The 20,087-nt window shown below is 30.4% G+C and carries 20 protein-coding genes and 1 tRNA gene; 2 read left to right on the top strand and 19 right to left on the bottom strand.

Going from position 1 to position 20,087, the window contains the following annotated elements; translation table 11 throughout:
- Positions 1-26: 26 nt before the first annotated feature.
- The 9 genes from ACR0P1_RS02695 to ACR0P1_RS02655 all read right to left on the bottom strand — a co-directional run bounded on the left by ACR0P1_RS02695 (position 27) and on the right by ACR0P1_RS02655 (position 6,770).
- Complete coding sequence (locus ACR0P1_RS02695; RefSeq protein WP_432644866.1) at positions 27-554, bottom strand: hypothetical protein; 528 nt, start codon at positions 552-554, stop codon at positions 27-29.
- Entirely contained in the window at positions 555-1,478 is a 924-nt protein-coding gene (locus ACR0P1_RS02690; RefSeq protein ID WP_432644865.1) for a deoxyhypusine synthase, read from the bottom strand.
- Positions 1,479-1,494: 16 nt separating this feature from the next.
- Positions 1,495-2,397, bottom strand: a complete 903-nt coding sequence (locus tag ACR0P1_RS02685; protein ID WP_432644864.1) for a CBS domain-containing protein — start codon at positions 2,395-2,397, stop codon at positions 1,495-1,497.
- 209 nt (positions 2,398-2,606) lie between these two features.
- Positions 2,607-3,734 carry a TIGR04083 family peptide-modifying radical SAM enzyme gene (locus ACR0P1_RS02680; RefSeq protein ID WP_432644891.1) on the bottom strand — a complete coding sequence of 376 codons (1,128 nt, stop codon included), beginning with the start codon at positions 3,732-3,734 and terminating at the stop codon, positions 2,607-2,609.
- A gap of 1 nt (position 3,735) precedes the next feature.
- Positions 3,736-3,945, bottom strand: a complete 210-nt coding sequence (locus tag ACR0P1_RS02675) for a TIGR04165 family Cys-rich peptide (protein WP_432644863.1) — start codon at positions 3,943-3,945, stop codon at positions 3,736-3,738.
- A 43-nt stretch (positions 3,946-3,988) separates the two neighbouring features.
- Positions 3,989-5,212, bottom strand: coding sequence for an aldo/keto reductase (locus ACR0P1_RS02670; RefSeq protein WP_432644862.1), 1,224 nt, complete (start codon positions 5,210-5,212; stop codon positions 3,989-3,991).
- Positions 5,213-5,246: 34 nt separating this feature from the next.
- Complete coding sequence (gene galU, locus ACR0P1_RS02665; RefSeq protein ID WP_432644861.1) at positions 5,247-6,098, bottom strand: UTP--glucose-1-phosphate uridylyltransferase GalU; 852 nt, start codon at positions 6,096-6,098, stop codon at positions 5,247-5,249.
- A 115-nt stretch (positions 6,099-6,213) separates the two neighbouring features.
- Positions 6,214-6,297: transfer RNA gene (locus ACR0P1_RS02660), tRNA-Leu, on the bottom strand.
- A gap of 59 nt (positions 6,298-6,356) precedes the next feature.
- Entirely contained in the window at positions 6,357-6,770 is a 414-nt protein-coding gene (locus ACR0P1_RS02655) for a DUF371 domain-containing protein (RefSeq protein WP_432644860.1), read from the bottom strand.
- A gap of 137 nt (positions 6,771-6,907) precedes the next feature.
- Between ACR0P1_RS02655 and ACR0P1_RS02650 the strand changes: the two genes are divergently transcribed.
- Positions 6,908-7,330, top strand: coding sequence for a GIY-YIG nuclease family protein (locus ACR0P1_RS02650; RefSeq protein ID WP_432644859.1), 423 nt, complete (start codon positions 6,908-6,910; stop codon positions 7,328-7,330).
- Between the two features lie 27 nt (positions 7,331-7,357).
- Here ACR0P1_RS02650 and ACR0P1_RS02645 read toward each other — a convergent pair whose 3' ends face one another.
- From ACR0P1_RS02645 to ACR0P1_RS02615, 7 genes are all read right to left on the bottom strand, one after another.
- Complete coding sequence (locus tag ACR0P1_RS02645) at positions 7,358-9,949, bottom strand: DUF5814 domain-containing protein (protein ID WP_432644858.1); 2,592 nt, start codon at positions 9,947-9,949, stop codon at positions 7,358-7,360.
- Between the two features lie 59 nt (positions 9,950-10,008).
- Positions 10,009-10,827 (bottom strand): DUF368 domain-containing protein, encoded by an 819-nt coding sequence (locus ACR0P1_RS02640; protein ID WP_432644890.1) that lies wholly within the window; start codon positions 10,825-10,827, stop codon positions 10,009-10,011.
- Positions 10,828-10,985: 158 nt separating this feature from the next.
- A complete protein-coding gene (locus ACR0P1_RS02635) occupies positions 10,986-11,324 on the bottom strand; it encodes a P-II family nitrogen regulator (RefSeq protein ID WP_432644857.1) in 339 nt (112 codons plus the stop codon).
- Positions 11,325-11,336: 12 nt separating this feature from the next.
- Complete coding sequence (locus ACR0P1_RS02630) at positions 11,337-12,545, bottom strand: ammonium transporter (protein ID WP_432644856.1); 1,209 nt, start codon at positions 12,543-12,545, stop codon at positions 11,337-11,339.
- Positions 12,546-12,681: 136 nt separating this feature from the next.
- Positions 12,682-15,570, bottom strand: a complete 2,889-nt coding sequence (gene uvrA / locus ACR0P1_RS02625; protein ID WP_432644855.1) for an excinuclease ABC subunit UvrA — start codon at positions 15,568-15,570, stop codon at positions 12,682-12,684.
- Positions 15,571-15,848: 278 nt separating this feature from the next.
- Entirely contained in the window at positions 15,849-17,810 is a 1,962-nt protein-coding gene (gene uvrB / locus ACR0P1_RS02620) for an excinuclease ABC subunit UvrB (protein WP_432644854.1), read from the bottom strand.
- A gap of 5 nt (positions 17,811-17,815) precedes the next feature.
- On the bottom strand, positions 17,816-18,106 hold the full coding sequence (locus ACR0P1_RS02615; RefSeq protein ID WP_432644853.1) for a hypothetical protein: 291 nt from the start codon (positions 18,104-18,106) through the stop codon (positions 17,816-17,818).
- 293 nt (positions 18,107-18,399) lie between these two features.
- Here ACR0P1_RS02615 and ACR0P1_RS02610 point away from each other — a divergent pair, with 293 nt between their 5' ends.
- Entirely contained in the window at positions 18,400-18,585 is a 186-nt protein-coding gene (locus ACR0P1_RS02610; RefSeq protein ID WP_432644852.1) for a hypothetical protein, read from the top strand.
- Between the two features lie 99 nt (positions 18,586-18,684).
- Here the strand turns inward: ACR0P1_RS02610 and ACR0P1_RS02605 are convergent, their stop codons facing one another.
- Genes ACR0P1_RS02605 through ACR0P1_RS02595 form a run of 3 tightly spaced genes read right to left on the bottom strand, consistent with a single transcriptional unit; the run spans position 18,685 to position 20,020 of the window.
- Positions 18,685-19,176, bottom strand: a complete 492-nt coding sequence (locus tag ACR0P1_RS02605; protein WP_432644851.1) for a zinc-ribbon domain-containing protein — start codon at positions 19,174-19,176, stop codon at positions 18,685-18,687.
- A gap of 14 nt (positions 19,177-19,190) precedes the next feature.
- Positions 19,191-19,625 carry a zinc-ribbon domain-containing protein gene (locus ACR0P1_RS02600; protein WP_432644850.1) on the bottom strand — a complete coding sequence of 145 codons (435 nt, stop codon included), beginning with the start codon at positions 19,623-19,625 and terminating at the stop codon, positions 19,191-19,193.
- Between the two features lie 5 nt (positions 19,626-19,630).
- Positions 19,631-20,020: a hypothetical protein gene (locus ACR0P1_RS02595; RefSeq protein WP_432644849.1), complete on the bottom strand. Its 390-nt coding sequence runs from the start codon at positions 20,018-20,020 to the stop codon at positions 19,631-19,633.
- Between the last annotated feature and the right edge of the window lie 67 nt (positions 20,021-20,087).

Here is a 20,087-nt window from a genome sequence, read left to right as displayed (position 1 = left end):
ATTATCATATCTTTTTTATATTCTTTTTAATTTAATTTTTCAAAAATAATTCCTGCAATTTCATAAGCTATTTCAAAGGATAAGAAGCATAAGAATATCCAAATACTGAATACACCACAAATAGCTAAAAGTAAAATCACAACTTTCATTACAAACCTATATTCAAAAAATAGATTTAAAAACTTATTATCTGTAACTTTTGAGATTAATTCATGTCCTACTTCATCTCCAAGAGCTGCTAAAATACAAATTAACAAGATAACATAACTCAATTCAGGAATTCCAAATATCAAGCATATTAAAACAAATAATACTAATGTTATAATATGATGAATTCCATCTACTTTTAGTGCTATTAAATTACCCAACAAAATAGCAATGAAAATATAAGCCGATTCAGTACTATAAACTGTAGCACAAGCTGATACAATAGCACATAAAACTCCGAAAATACTCGCAAATTTTAAATCATGCTTACTATCAAATAAATCATCTGAATATTTCATGAAAAATCCAGATAATAAAAATAAAATTGCTAAAACAATGTATTCCATCTAATCACTATTGATTTTATCTAATGCAGATGCATAAATTAAAGGGAAAATAACTGTAACATCCCCAACTACACTAGCTAAGTTAGATCCGCATTTTGCTTTTGCCCATGATTTTGCTTCTTCTAATGGAGCCCCACCTAGACTGCCTGCTTCGGGCCTGTCCATTGTGATTTGAATAGCTGAATCCAATCCGCCAGTAATCACGTTAGATGCTAATGTATAATGTTTAGTAAGACCTCCTCCTAAAAGAATTGCACCAACTTTTTTTGAATTAAATACAATATCTGATAAATAGGGCATATCTCCCGCAGCACTAATTGTAAAGTCATGATCTTGAGAAAAAATCCAAAGTTGTAATCCAATCATTGAATCAATTATTCCAGGAGCAAAAATGGGGACATTATTTTTTGCAGCACATGCAATAAATGAATTTTCATCTTCAACTAAAAGACCAATTTCATATAATAACTCCTGAATTGAAATAACATTCTTTTTAGAAGCTATTTTTTCAAATATTTTTGTTATTTCAGTTTCAAAAACAGTAAAATCATCTGAACCAACATTAATATCAGCAATACGACCTATTCCCTCTTCGTTTAACTCCTCATCATCTTTTCCTTCATGACGATAATGAGACCCACCAAAAGCTTCTACAAGGTCATGTGTTAAGTTAGCACCACTTGAAACTATTAAATTAACATGTCCTTCATTAATCATTTTAGATACAACATTCCTCATACCTCCAGGTATTAAAGGACCTCCAAGGCTCATAAATACATTCATATCCTCATCTTGTATCATGTCCACTAAAATATTACGTGCACGAGCTACTCTACCAGCACCTAAAACTCCTGATGCATCAAAAGCATCTATTAAATCAGATACAGTCATATTATTTTCTACATTAATCTGGTTAACTTTCATTAAAAATCACTTAAAATTAATTTGTAATTATTGGGAATTGGTCTAAATTAGCAATTATATTTATTATATCTGTTCTTGTAACTATACCTAGTAAATCCTGATTATTATCTGCAACAATTAATCTAGAAATTGATCTTTTAATCATTACTTCAATCGCATTAGCTATTCTTAAATCTTCATTAACAATAACAAGACTTGTTGACATTAATTCACCAACAGTACAATCATCCTTATCATTAGCAATTGCATTAACAATATCTGAAACAGTGAATACACCAATCACTTTTCCATCTTTCATTACAGGAGCGCCATCAATTTCATTTTTAGCTAGTTTTTTTGCAGCTTCTTTTACAGTACAATCCACTTTGAAAGATATTACATCACGACTTGCAATTTCACCAACAGTCTGCTTAGGGATACTCCTAATACTCTTTGTATCGAGTAAAAGAATATTATCCATATCATCACGACCAACAATTGTTCCGATAATTCCCAAATTGTTTACTGGAGTTGGTCCTATACTTACTACATCCCCTAAATTCAAATCTTTAATACTTCCTAAAACTTTAATAGCTGCTTCACATTCACTAGGTTGTGGAACACTAGTGAATTCTATTTTTGCAACAGAAATATCCTCAACCTTAGCACTATTTTTAAAAATAGGTACTTTAGAATCTTTATCTGAAACAGTAATATTTAAAGAATGGTAAGCTTCGATGGTTGGCTTATATCCTCCTCTAGGACCAGGTACACCTTTAACTAAACCTAAACTTCTTAATGATTGCATTTGGTTACGAATTGTTCCGGGATTTCTTCCCATAACCTCAGCGATATCTTCTCCCTTAATGGATTTACCATTAGCTGATTGATATAAATTTATTAAAGTTTGTAAAATTTCTTTTTGAACAGATGTTAACATGTGTACCCCTCATCAAATATTATCAATATTTTAATTTATGTTACTATACTTTATAAATATTAATGATTTATCATGATGGTTAAAAAAAGGTTTATAAAGATAATTCCCATAAACTCCCTAGTATACTAATTTTATCAATCAAATTATTTTTCTCAAGAAAAATAACATTACTTTAAAAAAAAATACTTAGTAAAAAAAATAAAAAAAGACTAGCGTTTCATAGCTAAATCCATTATACTAAATGATTCACCCACTGCTCTAACTTTAGAATCACCTAAACCAAAAGCAGAACGAGCAAATTCTTTATTCATTCTTTTTGAAACTTCATCAAATATCATTTTATATGCTGTGCACTGTGGGTCGACTGCTTTATGTGTTTGATATGCAACAATAGCATTATAAGGACATCCCCCTTCACAGTATTTAACATGTTTACATTCCTTACAGTTCTCATCAACATAATCTCTGAATTCTTGAAGTTTTGCCCATGCATTAGATGCCTTTAACTCATCGAAACTTGGGTTATCTTTGACATTACCTAAAACATAATCTGGCATTCCAACAAATCTATAACATGGATAAATTGAACCATCAAAACCCACAGCAAGTGTGGTTCCGATACAATCTGCAAAAGTACAGAGGGTTCCTCTTCTTCTAAATGAACTTTTACAAATATGATCCAAATCCATAATAGAAAATTTATCCAAGTCATAAAGGTATTTGTCTAACCAATCAACTAGGAGTTTTCCATGCTCTTCCTGTTCAAGTGCCCATGGGTCTGCATTATCCCCACGCAATGATGGAAGAGATGCATGGATTTTAAGATTCATTTTTTCATTTTTAAAGAAATCATATAATTCATCTGAAAAATCCTTTGAATAATCTGTTACAGTTAAAACAAAATTAATTAACAAACCTTTACTTTTAGCAACTTCATATCTAGCCATTGTTTTATCAAAATAACCTTCGCCTCTTTGATAATCATTGATTTCTTTTGGTCCATCAATACTTGTACTTACAACAACATTATACTCAATAAATAAATCTATAAGCTCATCAGTCAATAACCAAATATTACTTTGAAGGGAGAAACCATCTAAATTAGGTAATGCAGATAATTTTTCTAAAGCTTCCTTATAAAAGTCATATCCTGCAAGAAGAGGTTCACCACCATGGAAAGTGAAATGAACTTTATCATCCCTGAAATCATCTAACCAAGTTATAATCTGGTCAATAATTTCAATATCCATCATTTCTTTTTTATTTTCAGAACCCCAACAATATTTACAGTTAGATGGACAATTTAAAGTAGGAATAATCATTACATGAAATGTCATTTTAACCATATATTTTGTTTAATTCATTTAATAATTGTTTTTTCTCATCTTCGTCCATGTTTTCATTTACGAAGAAAATATAACCACATTCCTCACATTTTACTGTATCCATTTCTGCATGAGCTCTATGATTATCTAACATTTTTCTGTGAGCTATTTTATCTTTTGAACCACATTTTGGACATGGCGCTAATAATTCTTCGAGTTTCATTTTTTCACCTTAAATAATAATTTATTTTAGAATATAAATAATATTAGTTTAATAGTTTAATTATAAATTTATAAAATGGAAATCCTACATGTTTAACAAATAACAATATATACTTGACACCTGGAAATTCAAATTCTTTTCTAACTTTGTCTAGTTCTGCAATAATGTCTAACTTTTGTGGACATTTTCTTAAACATTTTCCACAGCCATTACATTTACTTGCATTGCCAGAATTTCCCATAATTCCACCTACATATTGATAGTAATCAATGAAAGACTGATTAATAATTCCTTTATGATTGAATAAATATTTTTCATTATAAATTTTCATACATTCAGGAATATTTACTCCTTGAGGACAGGGCATACAATAACCACAAGTAGAACAATTAATCTTTAAAGAATTCTTCATCACCCTTTTAACAAGTTCAACTGTTTCTAAATCCTCAAAAGACATTGACATTGGAGCAGTTCTATCTGCAACAGCCATATTCTCATTAAGTTGATCAAAACTATTCATCCCTGATATGACACAAGTAACATTGCGATTATTTAAAACCCATTCAAGAGCCCATTCTGCATTAGATTTATTAAGATTAGCTTTTCGAAAAACTTCTTCTGCTTCTTTTGGCATATTACCCGCAAGAATTCCACCCTTTAACGGTTCCATAACAAGAATGCCCATATCTTTTGAAGCTACATATTCAATTCCTTCCACACTAGCTTGAACATTTTCATCAAAGTAATTAAACTGAACCATTACAACATCCCAATCATAACAATCAACTACTTCCTGAAATTCTTCTTTGGGACCATGATATGAAAATCCTATATGTTTTATTTTACCATCAGATTTTGCATTCTCAATGAATTTAACTAAATCACGTTTTAATAAACGATTCATATTTTTTAAATCCACAGCATGAATTAAATAATAATCAATGCAATCAATATTAAGTCTTCTTAGTTGTTCATCTAACAGAGGTTCCATATCTTCATACTTTCTAACATTTATCGCAGGTAATTTGGTGCATATCTTAACCTTAGATCGTATCATATCATCGGTTAAAATTTCACCTAGAAATGTTTCACTATCACCATATAAATAAGCAGTATCAATGAAATTAATTCCATTATCTATTGCATGAGAAATAAGTTTATGAGCTTTGGTTCTATCGATTTTACCGTTTTTAACTGGTAAACGCATAGCTCCAAAACCAATTGGGGAGATCATATCTCCTGTCTTTTTGATTAATCTATACTGCATAAAAATCTTCTATGAAAATAAATGTTTAGAGTAATTATACTCTGTTAATCATTTCTTTCATATACTCAATTAAAATATCATTAGATTCAGGGTCATCTAAAGCAAATTCAATTGATGTCTTTAACCATTCTAAACGGTTACCAATATCATAAGTTTTTCCTTCAAAAAGAACACCATAAATGGAATCTAACTTTTGAAGTGCATCTGTTAATTGGATTTCACCACCAACACCAGGTTCAGTTTCATCGATTTTATCAAAAATGTCTGGTGTTAAGACATAACGACCCATAATAGCTAAATTAGATGGTGCTTGATGGACTAACGGTTTTTCAACAAGCTTAGTAATATTGTAAATATCTTTTTCAATTTCATCTCCTTTAATGATACCATATCTTTCTACTTTTTCTTTTGGGACTGCCTCAAGAGAAATTGCAGATGCACCATATTTTTCATAAACATCAATTAATTGTTTTGTACATGGAACTGGTCCTTTTGTAATGGAGTCTCCAAGCATTACAGCGAATGCTTCATCTCCAACATGCCTTTTAGCACAGTAAATTGCATCCCCTAATCCTTTTTGCTCTTTTTGTCTTACATAACAAATATCAGCTAAATCAGTAATATCACGAACTTGTTTTAAACGATCAGATTTACCCGCACTCTGTAAAGTTTGCTCAAGTTCAAATGATTTATCAAAATGATCTTCTATAGACCTTTTATTTCTACCAGTGACAATCAATATATCATTAATACCAGAAGCTACTGCTTCTTCGATAACATATTGAATAGTAGGTTTATCAAAAACAGGCAACATCTCTTTAGGTTGTGCTTTAGTAGCAGGCAAAAATCTAGTTCCAAAACCTGCTGCAGGAATTACAGCTTTCATAACTTATCACCAAATAATTTTTAATTATGTATAATGTATAATTTAATTATTATAAATAGATTAGGAAAAAATAACCTTAAAAAAATATCGAAAAAAATAATTTGAAAGTAAATAGTGCGGGAGACGGGACTTGAACCCGCGAAGGGACTGACCCACTAGGCCCTCAACCTAGCGCCTTTGACCGCTCGACCACCCCCGCATACAACAAAAGTAGTTATTACTAAGTATGTTCATTAACTTATATATAGTTAACTATTTTTACTCTAATTTAATAGTGACATCCATTATTTTTTCATTTTTTAAATCTTCAATCAAATCCAAATCCAAGTCCCTTGCAGCTTTATTCGCCTTAATCATTAAAGTACGAGAACAAGTATAATCACTAGTCCTTGAAACAATATCTGTTGGATGATTCAAAGTTAAATTTTCATGACCAAAACCTACTATTTCATCATGACCATTCTCAGTATCTAAAATGACAGTTATCTTCGTATTTGAATTAGCTATCTTATCTTTGAATTCTTGTGGAAAATCAAACATAGATTTGTCCATACTTGTTCCAATAATACAATCAGCAGTTGGACCAATTTCAACATCTTTAGTTACTTCAAAAGTGGATTTATGAAGTGAAGTAACATTTTTATGTCCTTTAGTTCGAAGTTTAAAAATCATAATTAATAGTTAGTTAGAAAAATAATTAAAGTTTTTCAAATACTCATGATATTAAAAAAATTATTATTTTAATCCAAAGATAAATGAAAATATCTAATCTACATAAATATATGTAAGTTAATTAAAAATAATAAATTATGAAAGGTTGTTACTGTTTAATAATTAATGTCAATGCTCCAAAAACAATTAAAATTGGTAAAAAATTAGGAAAAATCCACTTTGATGAAGGGCATTACATTTATGTAGGATCTGCCATGAATTCATTAATGGCAAGAATCAAAAGACATTTAAGCAGCGAAAAAAAACTTCATTGGCATGTAGATTATTTATTGGAAAATGCTGAAATTACTGATGTAATCTACAATGAATCAACAAGAAAGGTAGAATGTGAACTATCAGAGTTTATTGCAAGTAAAACTAATGGGATTGCAGGATTTGGATGTTCTGATTGCACTTGCAAAAGCCATTTATATTACTTTAAAAATAGAAATGAAGCTATTGAATGTGTTTTAAATGCTTATGATTCAATAACTATGCCTTGTATATTTTTTAAAGATTAAAACCATTATTTCATTTAATAGATACATTCATCCATTTTCAATTCTTTTAATTAGATAATTGGTCTTTTTAACAATATTATTCCTATTAAATGACTTAGCAATTCTTTTAATAGCATCCAAGTTCTTAACAAAATTATCTAACCATGAAAAAATGTCTCCAGGATATACTTGAATTTGATATTTTCTAAATAGTTTATTTGAGATATCCTGAGGATCTTTTCCCTTAAGTCTTTCGTGAATGATTACTTCAGATATTCCCCTTTGCATACATGTACAAAATGGCCTGTCCTGACATTTACATTGCATGAAATCACTTTGAAGAGCAATTAATGCATCCTGGAATTTTTTATCCAGTTTTTCAATTGCTTCGCCGCTAGATATAATGTCTAAAGTTGATTCTGCGAATAATCGTGTTGAAAATTTAATCTTAAGAGCATTTGCAATTTGATTATGAATAACATTAGATAGATACGCATTTTCAAACATTTCTAAATCCAATGCCATAGCTAAAATCAAGACTTTTAGTTTATCATATTTTTCTTTTTTCTTATACATTGGAGAATGTCCTACATACCTTTTTAAGTATTCTCTATCATTCAATGTATTTTTAATAAATTCTGCTTCGCCAATTGATAAAAATGATACTGAAGTTGCCCTTCCATATTTTGTAATTTTTAATTTATCGCTTGAAGCATAATTAATCAAACCTAAATCTTCCATTTCATCAATAGCTGTCTTAAGTGAAATCGGAACATCAATATTTTCATAGAAATCCTTTAATTCTTTTCTAGTCTTAATTGAATTAGAAGAAATATCAGCAAGGATTTGCTCATAAGATGAATCTTCATCATATTCAATATATACATCTTCACTGTTACTTTCTAAAAGGTCTAATGCTTTTGCTTCTTCTGATTCACCAGTAAAATCATTACCTACTTCAGGTATTAAATAAACAACCCCACGGTCATGGTAAGATGGTCTTCCTGCACGACCTAACATCTGTGAAAACTCATTTGGATTAATCCATTTATTCCCCATTACAAGTGAATCAAATATTACTTGTGAAGCTGGAAAATCAACACCTGCTGCAAGAGCTGCTGTTGTTACAACACAGGAAATTTTACCCTTATCAAAATCCTTTTCAATTTTCTCTTTCTTATAATAGGATAATCCTGCATGGTATGCCTGAGCATTGACTCTTTTATTATTTAAATAATTAGCTATTTGGTGAGTTTTACGTCTTGAATTTGTAAATATGATGGTTTGTCCTCTATAACCTTTCTTAGATTTCGTATTATACTCCTTTTGAACAAGCTTTCTCATTAAATGTCTTTTTTGAGATTCATTTCTTATATAAACTAAATGCCTTTCCAGTGGGACTGGTCTTTGTGAGTATTGGACTAATTTCATATTGAATTCAGATGCTAAAAACTCAGGGTTTTTAACAGTAGCAGACAGTCCAATGATTTGAGTTTTAGGATATAAATTTTTTAAACGTTTAATTAGACCATTTAAACGAGTTCCCCTATCTTCATCATCAATCATGTGAATTTCATCAATTAAAACAACACCAAGATTAGATAATGCCTGTGAATTGCCACTTCTAAGCAGATAATCAATTCCTTCATATGTTGCAACAACAATATCTGAAGAAGATACATCTGAATCTGGAAGATTAAGCTCCCCTTTTGCCTTAACCCTATTTCTTCCAACTTTAATAGCTACCTTAAGACCTAATTTAGAATATTTATTTTTAAAATCTCTGTACTTTTGATTTGCAAGAGCAACCAATGGAGTGAGAAATATAAATTTTTTACCTTTAAGAGCCTTGGTAATACCTGCAAGTTCCCCTACTAATGTTTTACCTGAACCTGTTGCACTTACAACAAGCAAATCTTCACCTTTAAGAAGACCTTCCTTAATGGCCAAATATTGAACAGGTAATAATTTGGTATTGCCAGAGTCCAGAAGAACTTTTTTAAAGTTTTTAGGAATTTTAAGCCTTTTCATATCAACAGGAGGTATGATATGTTTTGACTTTTTGGTCTTATCAAATAATGTCAATTTTGTATTCTTTAAAGGATCAAAGTGTGGATCAAGAATTGACAATGTCTTTTCCAGGCTTCCAGTTTTCTCTAGAGTAGACTTTAAATTTCTAAAAATCTTTTTATCAAAACCTTGGAGTTTGAGTTCCTGTTTTATCGTATCAAAAGCACATTTTCTGCAAATCAATTGATTGTGATACTTATAAGAATAAGAAGAATTGACAATTGTAATGTATCCTTCATAAGCACAGAAATCACAAACTTGAGTTTTTCTAACTTTAATATTAAGGGAATGTAAAAACTTCTCCACATCATCATCTGGAGTTGCAAGAAAAACCGCCTGTGAACGCAAAAGCTTAATTACCTCGCTGGGTGGCATTAATTTTTCATTTAATGTGGAGTTCTCATTGAAATTATAATCTGCAACAAATCTTGAAATCGCTAGAGAATCACCATTTCTTGAAAACTTTATATTTCCAACAAATTCCGGTTCCCTCTTATGATTTAGAGCACCTTTTGGTGAACCGATAGGATATAATCTCCACTGTTTTTTAATCTTTTTTAAAACTAGCATTGTTATTAGATATATTTTTAATTGTTAATAAATTTATAAAAAAATAGAGTTAAATTTGATTAATCAATATAATCAAATCTTGTTTCTAAAATAATGATTATTGCAAAACCAATTATAGCAACAATCAAACATGGGAATAATCCAGCAAAGTTCAAACTAACTGAATTTACAATTTCCACACATGGAACTCTTAGAGATCCAATCATTACACCAATAAGAACTGCCATTGTTGCTCCATTATGGTTTTTAAGTAAATAATTCAAGATTTTTGAAAATCCAAGAATACCAATTAAAGCACCAACTGCAAAAACAATAATCTCAATTATATTGAAATCATGGAGTGCAGTTAACATGTATTTATATTGTCCAAGAAGCAATAATAAGAATGAACCTGAAATACCTGGTAAAATCATTGCACAAATAGCTATCATCCCAGATATAAATAATACCGGTAATGAATGATTAGCAGCTATTGGATTTAAACTTACAAATATGAAAGTTAGAATAAAACCAACTAAAGCAAATAATATATGTTTAAAGTTAATATGGTCCAGTTTTTTAAATAGAATTACTGCAGAAGCTATAATCAAACCTAAAAAGAATGAATAAGTACTAGCAGTATAATAATCCATACAATAAGTAACCACATTTGCAACAGTTAAAAATGCTACGCCTATACCTAAAAGTAATGGAATAAAGAATTTAAAGTCAATCTCCTCTGAAATACCATTTATAAATCCACTGATATTTCCTTTAAACAATGGTTTTAAAAAAGCAAATCGAATTTTACTAATTGCCTCTACCAAATGATTATAAATTCCAGTGATTAATGCGATTGTTCCTCCGGATACTCCAGGAACAATATCCGCAGAACCCATTAATATTCCACGAACAAATATTAAAAATGCTTCTTTTAAATTAAAATTCAAATTATCACCTAAAAAGTAATTATTATAATATTGATTATGTTAATTTAAATAAGTTATTAAAAAAAAGAAAAAAAGAATGGTAAAAATATTCATCGAATATTAATTAACTAAACAGCATCAGAACCTCTTTCACCAGTTCTAATCCTGATTACCTCTTCAACATCAGAAACGAATATTTTTCCATCCCCAACATCACCAGTTCTAGCACTTTCAAGAATGACATCAATGATATTATCCAAATCTTCTTCATTAACAATTAGTTCAACTCTTGTTTTTGGAATTAAATCAATACAATAGCTAGAACCTCTATAAGATTCTTTAATACCTGCTTGCCTACCTCTTCCTTTTACAGTAGAGACATTCATTCCTTCACAACCAGCAGTCAAAAGTGCTACTTTAACATTTTCAAACATTTCCTCACGTATTACTGCAATAATCCTTTTCATAATATCCCACAATTAAATTCTATATCCTGATTCCTCATGCAATGCGGAATCAAGACCTCTTATTTCATCTTTATCCTCTACTCTTAATCCCATTACAATATCTAATGCTTTTCCTATAATATAACTTACGGTAAATGAATATACCATAGTTGCAACAACTGCGACTAATTGAATAAACAATTGTTCAGGATTTCCATAAAACAAACCAGCAACTCCATTTATTGCAGATGATGCAAATAAACCTGTTGCAATTAGTCCCCAAACACCAGAAAGACCATGAACACCAAATACATCCAATGCATCATCATAACCAAATCTATTTTTAATATTATAAACAGCATAATAAGAAATTATAGCTGCTCCAGCACCAATAATCATTGATCCTGAAAATGAAACATAACCTGCTGCAGGAGTAATTGCAACAAGTCCCGCAACTGCACCTGTGATTGCACCTAAAACTGTCGGTTTTCCATCATTCATGACATCTAATATCAACCACACAATCATTGCAACTGCTGCTGCAGTATTTGAAACAAGGATTGCTGAACCTGCTAATCCATTAGCTGCAAAAGCAGATCCTCCATTGAATCCCATCCATCCAAACCATAAGAAACCAGCACCTAAAATTGAATATCCTAGATTATGTGGAAGCAATGATGTGTCTTTCCTTTTTCCAAGTATTAAAGCAAGTGCAAGAGCTGAAAAACCAGAATTAACCTCTACTGCAACTCCTCCTGCAAAATCAATTGCTCCAAGATTCATCAACCATCCACCACCCCAAATCCAGTGGCAAATTGGAATATACACAAAAGTCGCCCATAATATAATAAATATAACCCAAGCTTTTGTTTTCATTCTTCCAACAATTGCTCCTGAAACAACTGCAGCAGTTAACCCTGCAAATGTTAATTGGAATCCAGCATATACAAATGTCGGAATGTTACCTGTTAAAGAATCCACACTTATTCCTTCCATGAATAAAGTTTTTGGAATTCCAATTAAACCGCTGAAGCTTAAATCAGCGAATGCAAATTGATAACCATACATCACCCAAAGAATGCTAACAATAGCAAATGCTATTAAAGATAAAAACATGGAGTTTAATACGTTCTTCCTTTTTGATAAACCCCCATAAAAAAATGCAATACCTGGAACACTCATTAATAATACCATAATTGTCGCAACGAGCATCCATGCAGTATTTCCTGTACTTAAAACCATAATAATCACTAAATAAATAAACTAAATATATTAAACGGAAAGACATTGTCGGAAAATATCTTCCATTTAAATATCTTGTAAAAAAAGTATATAAATGTTTAGTAAAATCAAAAAAAATAAAAAAAGAAAAAATTGGTTATTTACCAATATCTTCAACTAATTCCTTTGCATAAGGAGTAATATTTTCATCGAGTATTTTTTCTAAAAACTCACCAGTGTAAGTTCCAGACTTAGCAATTTCTTCAGGTGTTCCAGTAGCAATTACTTGACCACCACCATCACCACCTTCAGGACCTAAATCAATAATATGATCTGCAGTCTTAATAACATCCAAATTATGTTCAATGACCACAACTGAATTACCAGCATCAGTTAACCTTGCTAAAACTTCTAATAACCTCTTAATATCTGCAAAATGAAGACCAGTAGTAGGTTCATCCAAGATATATAAAGTCTTACCAGTACTAGTTCTGGATAACTCCTTAGCTAATTTAATCCTTTGGGCTTCTCCACCAGACAATGTTGTTGCAGGTTGGCCAATCTTCATATAACCTAATCCAACATCATATAATGTCTGAAGTTTCTTGGTGATTTTAGGAATATTTTCAAAGAACTCCAATGCCTCTTCAACAGTCATTTCCAAGACTTCATAAATATTTTTACCTTTGTATCTAATATCTAAAGTCTCTTCATTGTATCTTTTACCACCACATACTTCACATGGTACGTATACATCTGCTAAAAAGTGCATTTCAATTTGAACAATACCATCACCAGAACATGCTTCACATCTTCCACCTTTAACATTAAATGAAAATCTTCCAGGTTTATATCCTCTTGCTTTAGATTCTGAAGTATTCGCAAACAAATCACGGATATCACTGAATACTCCAGTATAAGTTGCAGGGTTTGAACGTGGAGTTCTTCCAATAGGCTTTTGGTCAATAGCAATGACTTTATCAATGTTTTCTAATCCTTCAATTGACTTGTGATTACCTGCAAAGGTGAATTTTTTAGTTAATTTACCTTGAGCTCCCTTGTATAATATTTCATTAATTAAACTACTTTTACCAGATCCACTAACACCAGTTACACAAGTAAATTTACCTAATGGAATTTCTACATCGATATCTTTAAGATTATTTTGAGTAGCACCAATTATTTTTATGAATTTACCATTTCCAGACCTTCTCTTTTTAGGAATCTCTATTTTTTTAGCTCTGGATATATATTGACCAGTTATGGAATTTGGATTGTTCATAATATCCAATGGAGTTCCTTGAGCAACAACCTTTCCACCATGCTCACCAGCACCAGGACCAATATCAACAACATAATCTGCTGATAAGATAGTTTCTTCATCGTGTTCTACTACAACAAGAGTATTTCCTAAATCTTTAAGCCTTTTAAGAGCAGATATAAGTTTTACATTATCCCTTTGGTGAAGACCAATACTTGGTTCATCCAGAATATATAACACTCCTACAAGACCAGAACCAATTTGAGTAGCTAATCTAATCCTTTGAGCTTCCCCACCAGATAAAGTACCGGAAGACCGTGACATTGACAAATAATCAAGTCCAACTTCAACTAAAAAGCTTAGACGCTCCTTGATTTCTTTTAAAATTTCTTTTGCAATGAAATTTTCCCGATTAGTTAATTCTAAATTCTGGAAGAATTGATAAGAATCTTTTATTGCCATATCACAAACATCAATAATTGATTTTCCACCAACAGTAACTGCTAAAACTTCTGGTCTAAGTCTTTTACCACCACAAACATGACATTTTCTATCAGACATGAATTTTGAGAGATGCTTTCTTGAATAATTGGATTTAGTTTCTACATATAACCTTTCCATTCTTGGAATAACTCCCTCAAATTTACGATTAACCATATAAGACTTATTTCTTCTCTTAAAATTAAATGGAATTTTATCATTACAACCATAAAGAATAATGTTTTGATATTCTTCATTTAGTTCATTAAATGGAACATCCATACTAAAATTAAAATGATTGGAAACAGCTTCAAGCATTTGATAATAATAATTCTCTTTTGTTGAAGATTTTGACCAAGGCACAATAGCTCCTTCATTTAAAGTCAATGTTTTATCTGGGACAATTAAGTCTGGATCAATTTCCATCTTAGAACCAATCCCATTACATTCAGGACAAGCTCCTTGAGGTGCATTAAATGAAAACATCCTCGGAGTTAACTCTTCAAAATTTATTCCACAATCAACACAAGCAAAATGTTCTGAATATTTTTTTTCATAATCACCATCTTCACCAGAGAATAACACAGTGATCAAACCTTCAGAAAATTCAGATGCAGTTTCAAGAGAATCAACTAATCTCCTTTTAAAGTCAACATCTTTTCTTGTTTTAAGTCTATCTACCACAACATCAATACTATGTCTGTATGTCTTTGCAAGGTCAATGTCTTCTTCCAATTCTCTTATTTCACCATCAACACGAACTCTTACAAAACCTTTGTTTCTTAAATCTTCAAAAACATCTTTGTGCTGACCTTTTTTATCTCTTACAATTGGAGATAATATTTGAATTTTAAGACCTTCACCTTCTCCAATAATTGAATCACCAATTTGTCCAAGAGTTTGCTGTGATATTTCTTTTCCACAATTAGGACAATGAGGGGTTCCAACTCTCGCAAATAACAATCTTAAATAATCATAAATTTCAGTAATGGTACCTACAGTTGATCTTGGATTTTCTCTTGTAGTTTTTTGATCAATTGAAATAGCCGGAGACAATCCTTCAATGGATTCCATTTCAGGTTTTTTCATTTGACCTAAGAACTGTCTTGCATAAGCCGATAAAGATTCAACATATCTACGCTGTCCTTCAGCATAGATTGTATCAAACGCTAATGAAGACTTACCAGACCCACTTAAACCTGTAATCACAATGAATTTATCACGAGGGACACAAATATCAATATCTTGTAAATTGTGCTCACGTGCACCCTTTATGATAATTTGTTTTTTAGAATCTTCAGTCATAATAAACCTCTTTTATATTACTTTATTCAACTATTTTAAAAAATATTGTGAGAGCAAATGAAAGCTAATAATCATTCGTACAATATAAAACAAATATTTAATTTCGGAATATATAAATCTTTTTCCAATATACAAAAAAAGCATGATATTTTTCATAGCTATTATTTATATTCCAAATCTAGAATAATACATAAAATGGCCAATAATTTATATAATGCTTCATTAATTATAATTAAAAATTTGATAATATCGATGAATTATACAAATAACTCATCACATTATTTATCCATATCTTTTAAAGCATAAAGTTTATTTCTTAAATCAGCTGCCCTTTCAAAGTCAAGTCTTGCCGCTGCATCTTTCATGTCTTTTTCTATATCCTTAATAAGCAAGCGAAGCTCATCTTTAGGCATTTTTTCAACATTTGTTCCAACTTTGTATTTTTCATCTTCCTCAGCTAATTTTTCTTTTAATGTTCTTTGGGTTGATGTTGGAGTAATTCCATGGACTTCATTGAATTTCATTTGTAGTTTACGTCTTTTAAGTGTTGTATCATATGCATTTTTAACAGAATCAGTCATTTCATCAGCATACATCAATACACGACCGTTAACATTTCTTGCCGCACGACCGATAGTCTGAATCAATGATGTTTCATTTCTTAAAAATCCTTCTTTATCTGCATCTAAAATAGCTACAAGAGATACTTCAGGTAAATCCAAACCTTCTCTTAAGAGGTTCACACCAACTAAAACATCAAATTTACCCCTTCTCAAGTCATCCACAATTTCGATTCGCTCCAATGTATCGATTTCAGAGTGCATATATCTTACCTTAACACCAATACGAGCATAATAATCAGTTAAATCTTCCGCCATTCGTTTAGTTAAAGTTGTAACTAACACCCTTTCATCTTTCTTAGCAGTTGCCCTAACTTCCTTAAGCAAATCTTCAACCTGACCTGAAACCGGCCTGATTATGACTTCCGGATCAACAAGTCCGGTTGGCCGTATAATCTGCTCAACAACATTCCTTGATTTTGCAAGTTCATATGCAGAAGGTGTTGCAGATACATAAATCACCTGATTAACAGATGATTCAAATTCATCAAATCTTAAAGGACGGTTTTCCTTAGCAGATGGTAATCTAAAACCATAATCAACCAGGGTTTCCTTACGTGCACGGTCTCCATTATACATTCCCCTAATTTGAGGTACAGTAACGTGAGACTCATCGATAATTGTTAAAAAATCATCCGGAAAATATTTTAAAAGAGAATAAGGTTTATCTCCCCAATTACGTCCAGATAAATGCATGGAATAATTTTCAATACCTGCACAATATCCCATTTCCTTAAGCATTTCTATATCAAAACGAGTTCTCTGCTCCAATCTTTGGGCTTCCAATAGTTTACCCATTGCATTGAGCTCGGACAATCTTTCATCAAGTTCATTTGTGATTCTTGAAATTGCATCATCCATTTTATCCTGGCCAACCACAAAGTGCTTTGCTGGAAAAATCATGTATCTTTTAAGGGATTCCTGTTTTTTTCCTGTAACTTTGTCAATGATGCTGATTGCATCTATTTCATCACCAAATAATTCTATTCTTATTGGAGGTGTTCCATGAACCGGATTAATTTCAATTACATCTCCTCGAACTCTAAATTGACCCCTAGCAAACTCAATGTCATTACGTTCATATTGCATGAAAACTAAACGGGATAAAATTTCTGACCTGTCATAAATGTCCCCTACAGATATTCCAAAAGCAAATTCGCCGTAATCTTCAGGTGAACCAATACCATAAATACAACTCACACTACTAACTACGATGACATCATCTCTTGATAATAAGGATTGAGTTGCAGAATGCCTCATTATATCAATATCCTCATTAATGGATGCTTCTTTATCAATGAAAGTATCTGTTCTAGGCACATATGCCTCAGGCTGATAGTAATCATAATAACTGACAAAATATTCAACTGCATTATCCGGGAAAAATTCCTTAAATTCTTCATACAATTGTGCAGCAAGTGTTTTGTTATGTGAAATAACAAGAGTAGGTTTTTGGACCTTTTCAATTACATTTGCCATTGTAAAAGTCTTACCTGAACCAGTTACACCTAAAAGTGTTTGATTCTTTAATCCATTTTTAATGCCTTCAGCTAAAGAGTTAATGGCTTTTGGTTGATCACCTAATGGTTTATAAGGTGAATTTAGTTTGAATTCCTTCATAATATCTACTTATTGATGGATACATTGAAACTGACATGCATATAACTTGGAGCACAGCAAGGAACTACTTTTTCATCCCTTATTGCGACTTTCCCATAACTTTTAATCTCTTTTTCTAAATCATTTTTAATTTTGCTTACATTATCAAAATTATAAACCCTAAGAGATCCTAAAAATACAGTTTTAGCAGACATATTCATTACTGAAATAGTATCTATCATCTCTTGTTCATCATATTTAGCTAAAATTTTATTAGATTTATTGGCTAATTCCTTTTTTATTGCTTCTTTATCCATATTAATCCCTCGATGCAACTTAAAATATCAATCACTTATACTATTATTATATATCATATCTATTAAAGATTATCCTCAGTCCCAATATACAAGTTATACACTAACTATTTCAACTCCATCATTTTGAGTTTAGATAGAATCAAATGATGATTGGAATTGAATTAAATCTAAAGATTTCATGATATTTAATCCTTAAAAATCTATAAATAAAGAACTACGGTTGAAAATATGTTTATGGCTAGAATTAAACTTAAAACAAAGAGAATTCAAGGTTATGAAATTACTGAATTTAAATGTTATATAAAATTCAGAAAGGAAATACAATGATGGCAAAAATCACCCAATATCCTGGAAATGGAAAAATTTCACAAGTTTATATTTCTGGATTATATGAAATTGGAGCAGCACCAGAATTTATTGTATTACGAAAAGACATCAGTGATAAAGATTTTATTTATTCAAATTATAGAAGATTTTAAATAAAAAAAAGAAATAAAAAATAAATTTTGATAAAAAATCAAATAAGAGTTCTATAAAGTCTAAAAACTTATTATAATATCCTATTAAATATACAACATCTATTTTATAATAATTGTATCAGTAAACCAAATAATTGCACCACCAATAATTAAAATAAAATATATCATTACTAGAAGACCTATCATATCTAGTATATATAAATCTGTAGTAAATGATAAAAAAGAGAGAATAAGAGCAGTTATACCCATTATACTAAGTATTAATCCCTGAGTTTTTGCTTTTCCATTTTTTGTCAGTAAGTAAACTCCAATAATTAAACAAAAAAAACCCAACGGCCCAACAAATAATGATAATATTGCAAAAATATATCCAAGTATAACAGCAAAAGTATTATCCTCTAATGACCCTCCACATTTTGAACAAAATGTTTCACCCGTAGGTATATTTTTACCACAATAGGGACATACAACAATACATGTTGTCCCAGCATTCCCATTATTGTTATTTGTTTTAACTTCTGCACCACATTTATCACAAAAATTTATAGTATCATTTATTTTTGCACCACATTTATCACAAAATCTAGACATAAATTCACAAAATACTAATAGTAATAATAATTATTATAATAACTCATACTATCCACATAAGACATATACGAAAACCAGAAAAAGCAAATAATTAACATCATTATTATAGCTAAAACAATCATAATAATTCCATGTTTATGAACATCATTATTATTTCGAGTTAATAAGTATATTCCAAATATTATTCCAATTACTGGGAGACATATTGAACAAATATACCCTAATACAATAGCAGCTATATGTTTTTCAGGATTTAATAGACTACCACAATTTGTACATGCAATATTTCCAACTGGAATTAATGAACTACATTTTGGACAAGGAATTTTTAAATTAGTATTATGTTGATTGTTAATACTTTCAGATTCATTAGATAATGAAGCCCCACACTTAGAACAAAATTTAGTTCCCTCTTTTACTTTGTTACCACAATTACTACAAAAAGACATTTTATTCACTCATCATCTAAATTACTATCATTTGCAGTTAACTTTTTTCCACAACCTGGACAAAATTTAGAATCTTCAAATAAACCATGACCACAATCTTCACAGTAGGAAACAAATGATTCATTATTTACACCAACATTATTATTAACTGATAATTGTGCACCACTATTCATAATAGTTACAACATCATCAGATGCAACAATATAATAAATAATACCTACTGGAAAAAGGAAAATAATTAACAAAATCAATAATCCTTCACTATATGATTTTTTCTTTAAAATAGCAGTTCCATTAAAATTACTTTGCATTCTGAAACCTTGAGCAATATACAGTTGTAATTGTTGATTAAATTCATTTTCATTATTAGTATTAATATTTAAACTAAATCCCAATTAAATTCCCCCACATATTTAACAAATATTTAATCATATCATAATTTTAAATTAATATATTATATAC

Origin of the sequence: Methanobrevibacter sp. (assembly GCF_050872065.1) — an archaeon.
GTDB lineage: Archaea > Methanobacteriota > Methanobacteria > Methanobacteriales > Methanobacteriaceae > Methanocatella.
This window is presented reverse-complemented; position numbering and strand designations above follow the sequence as displayed.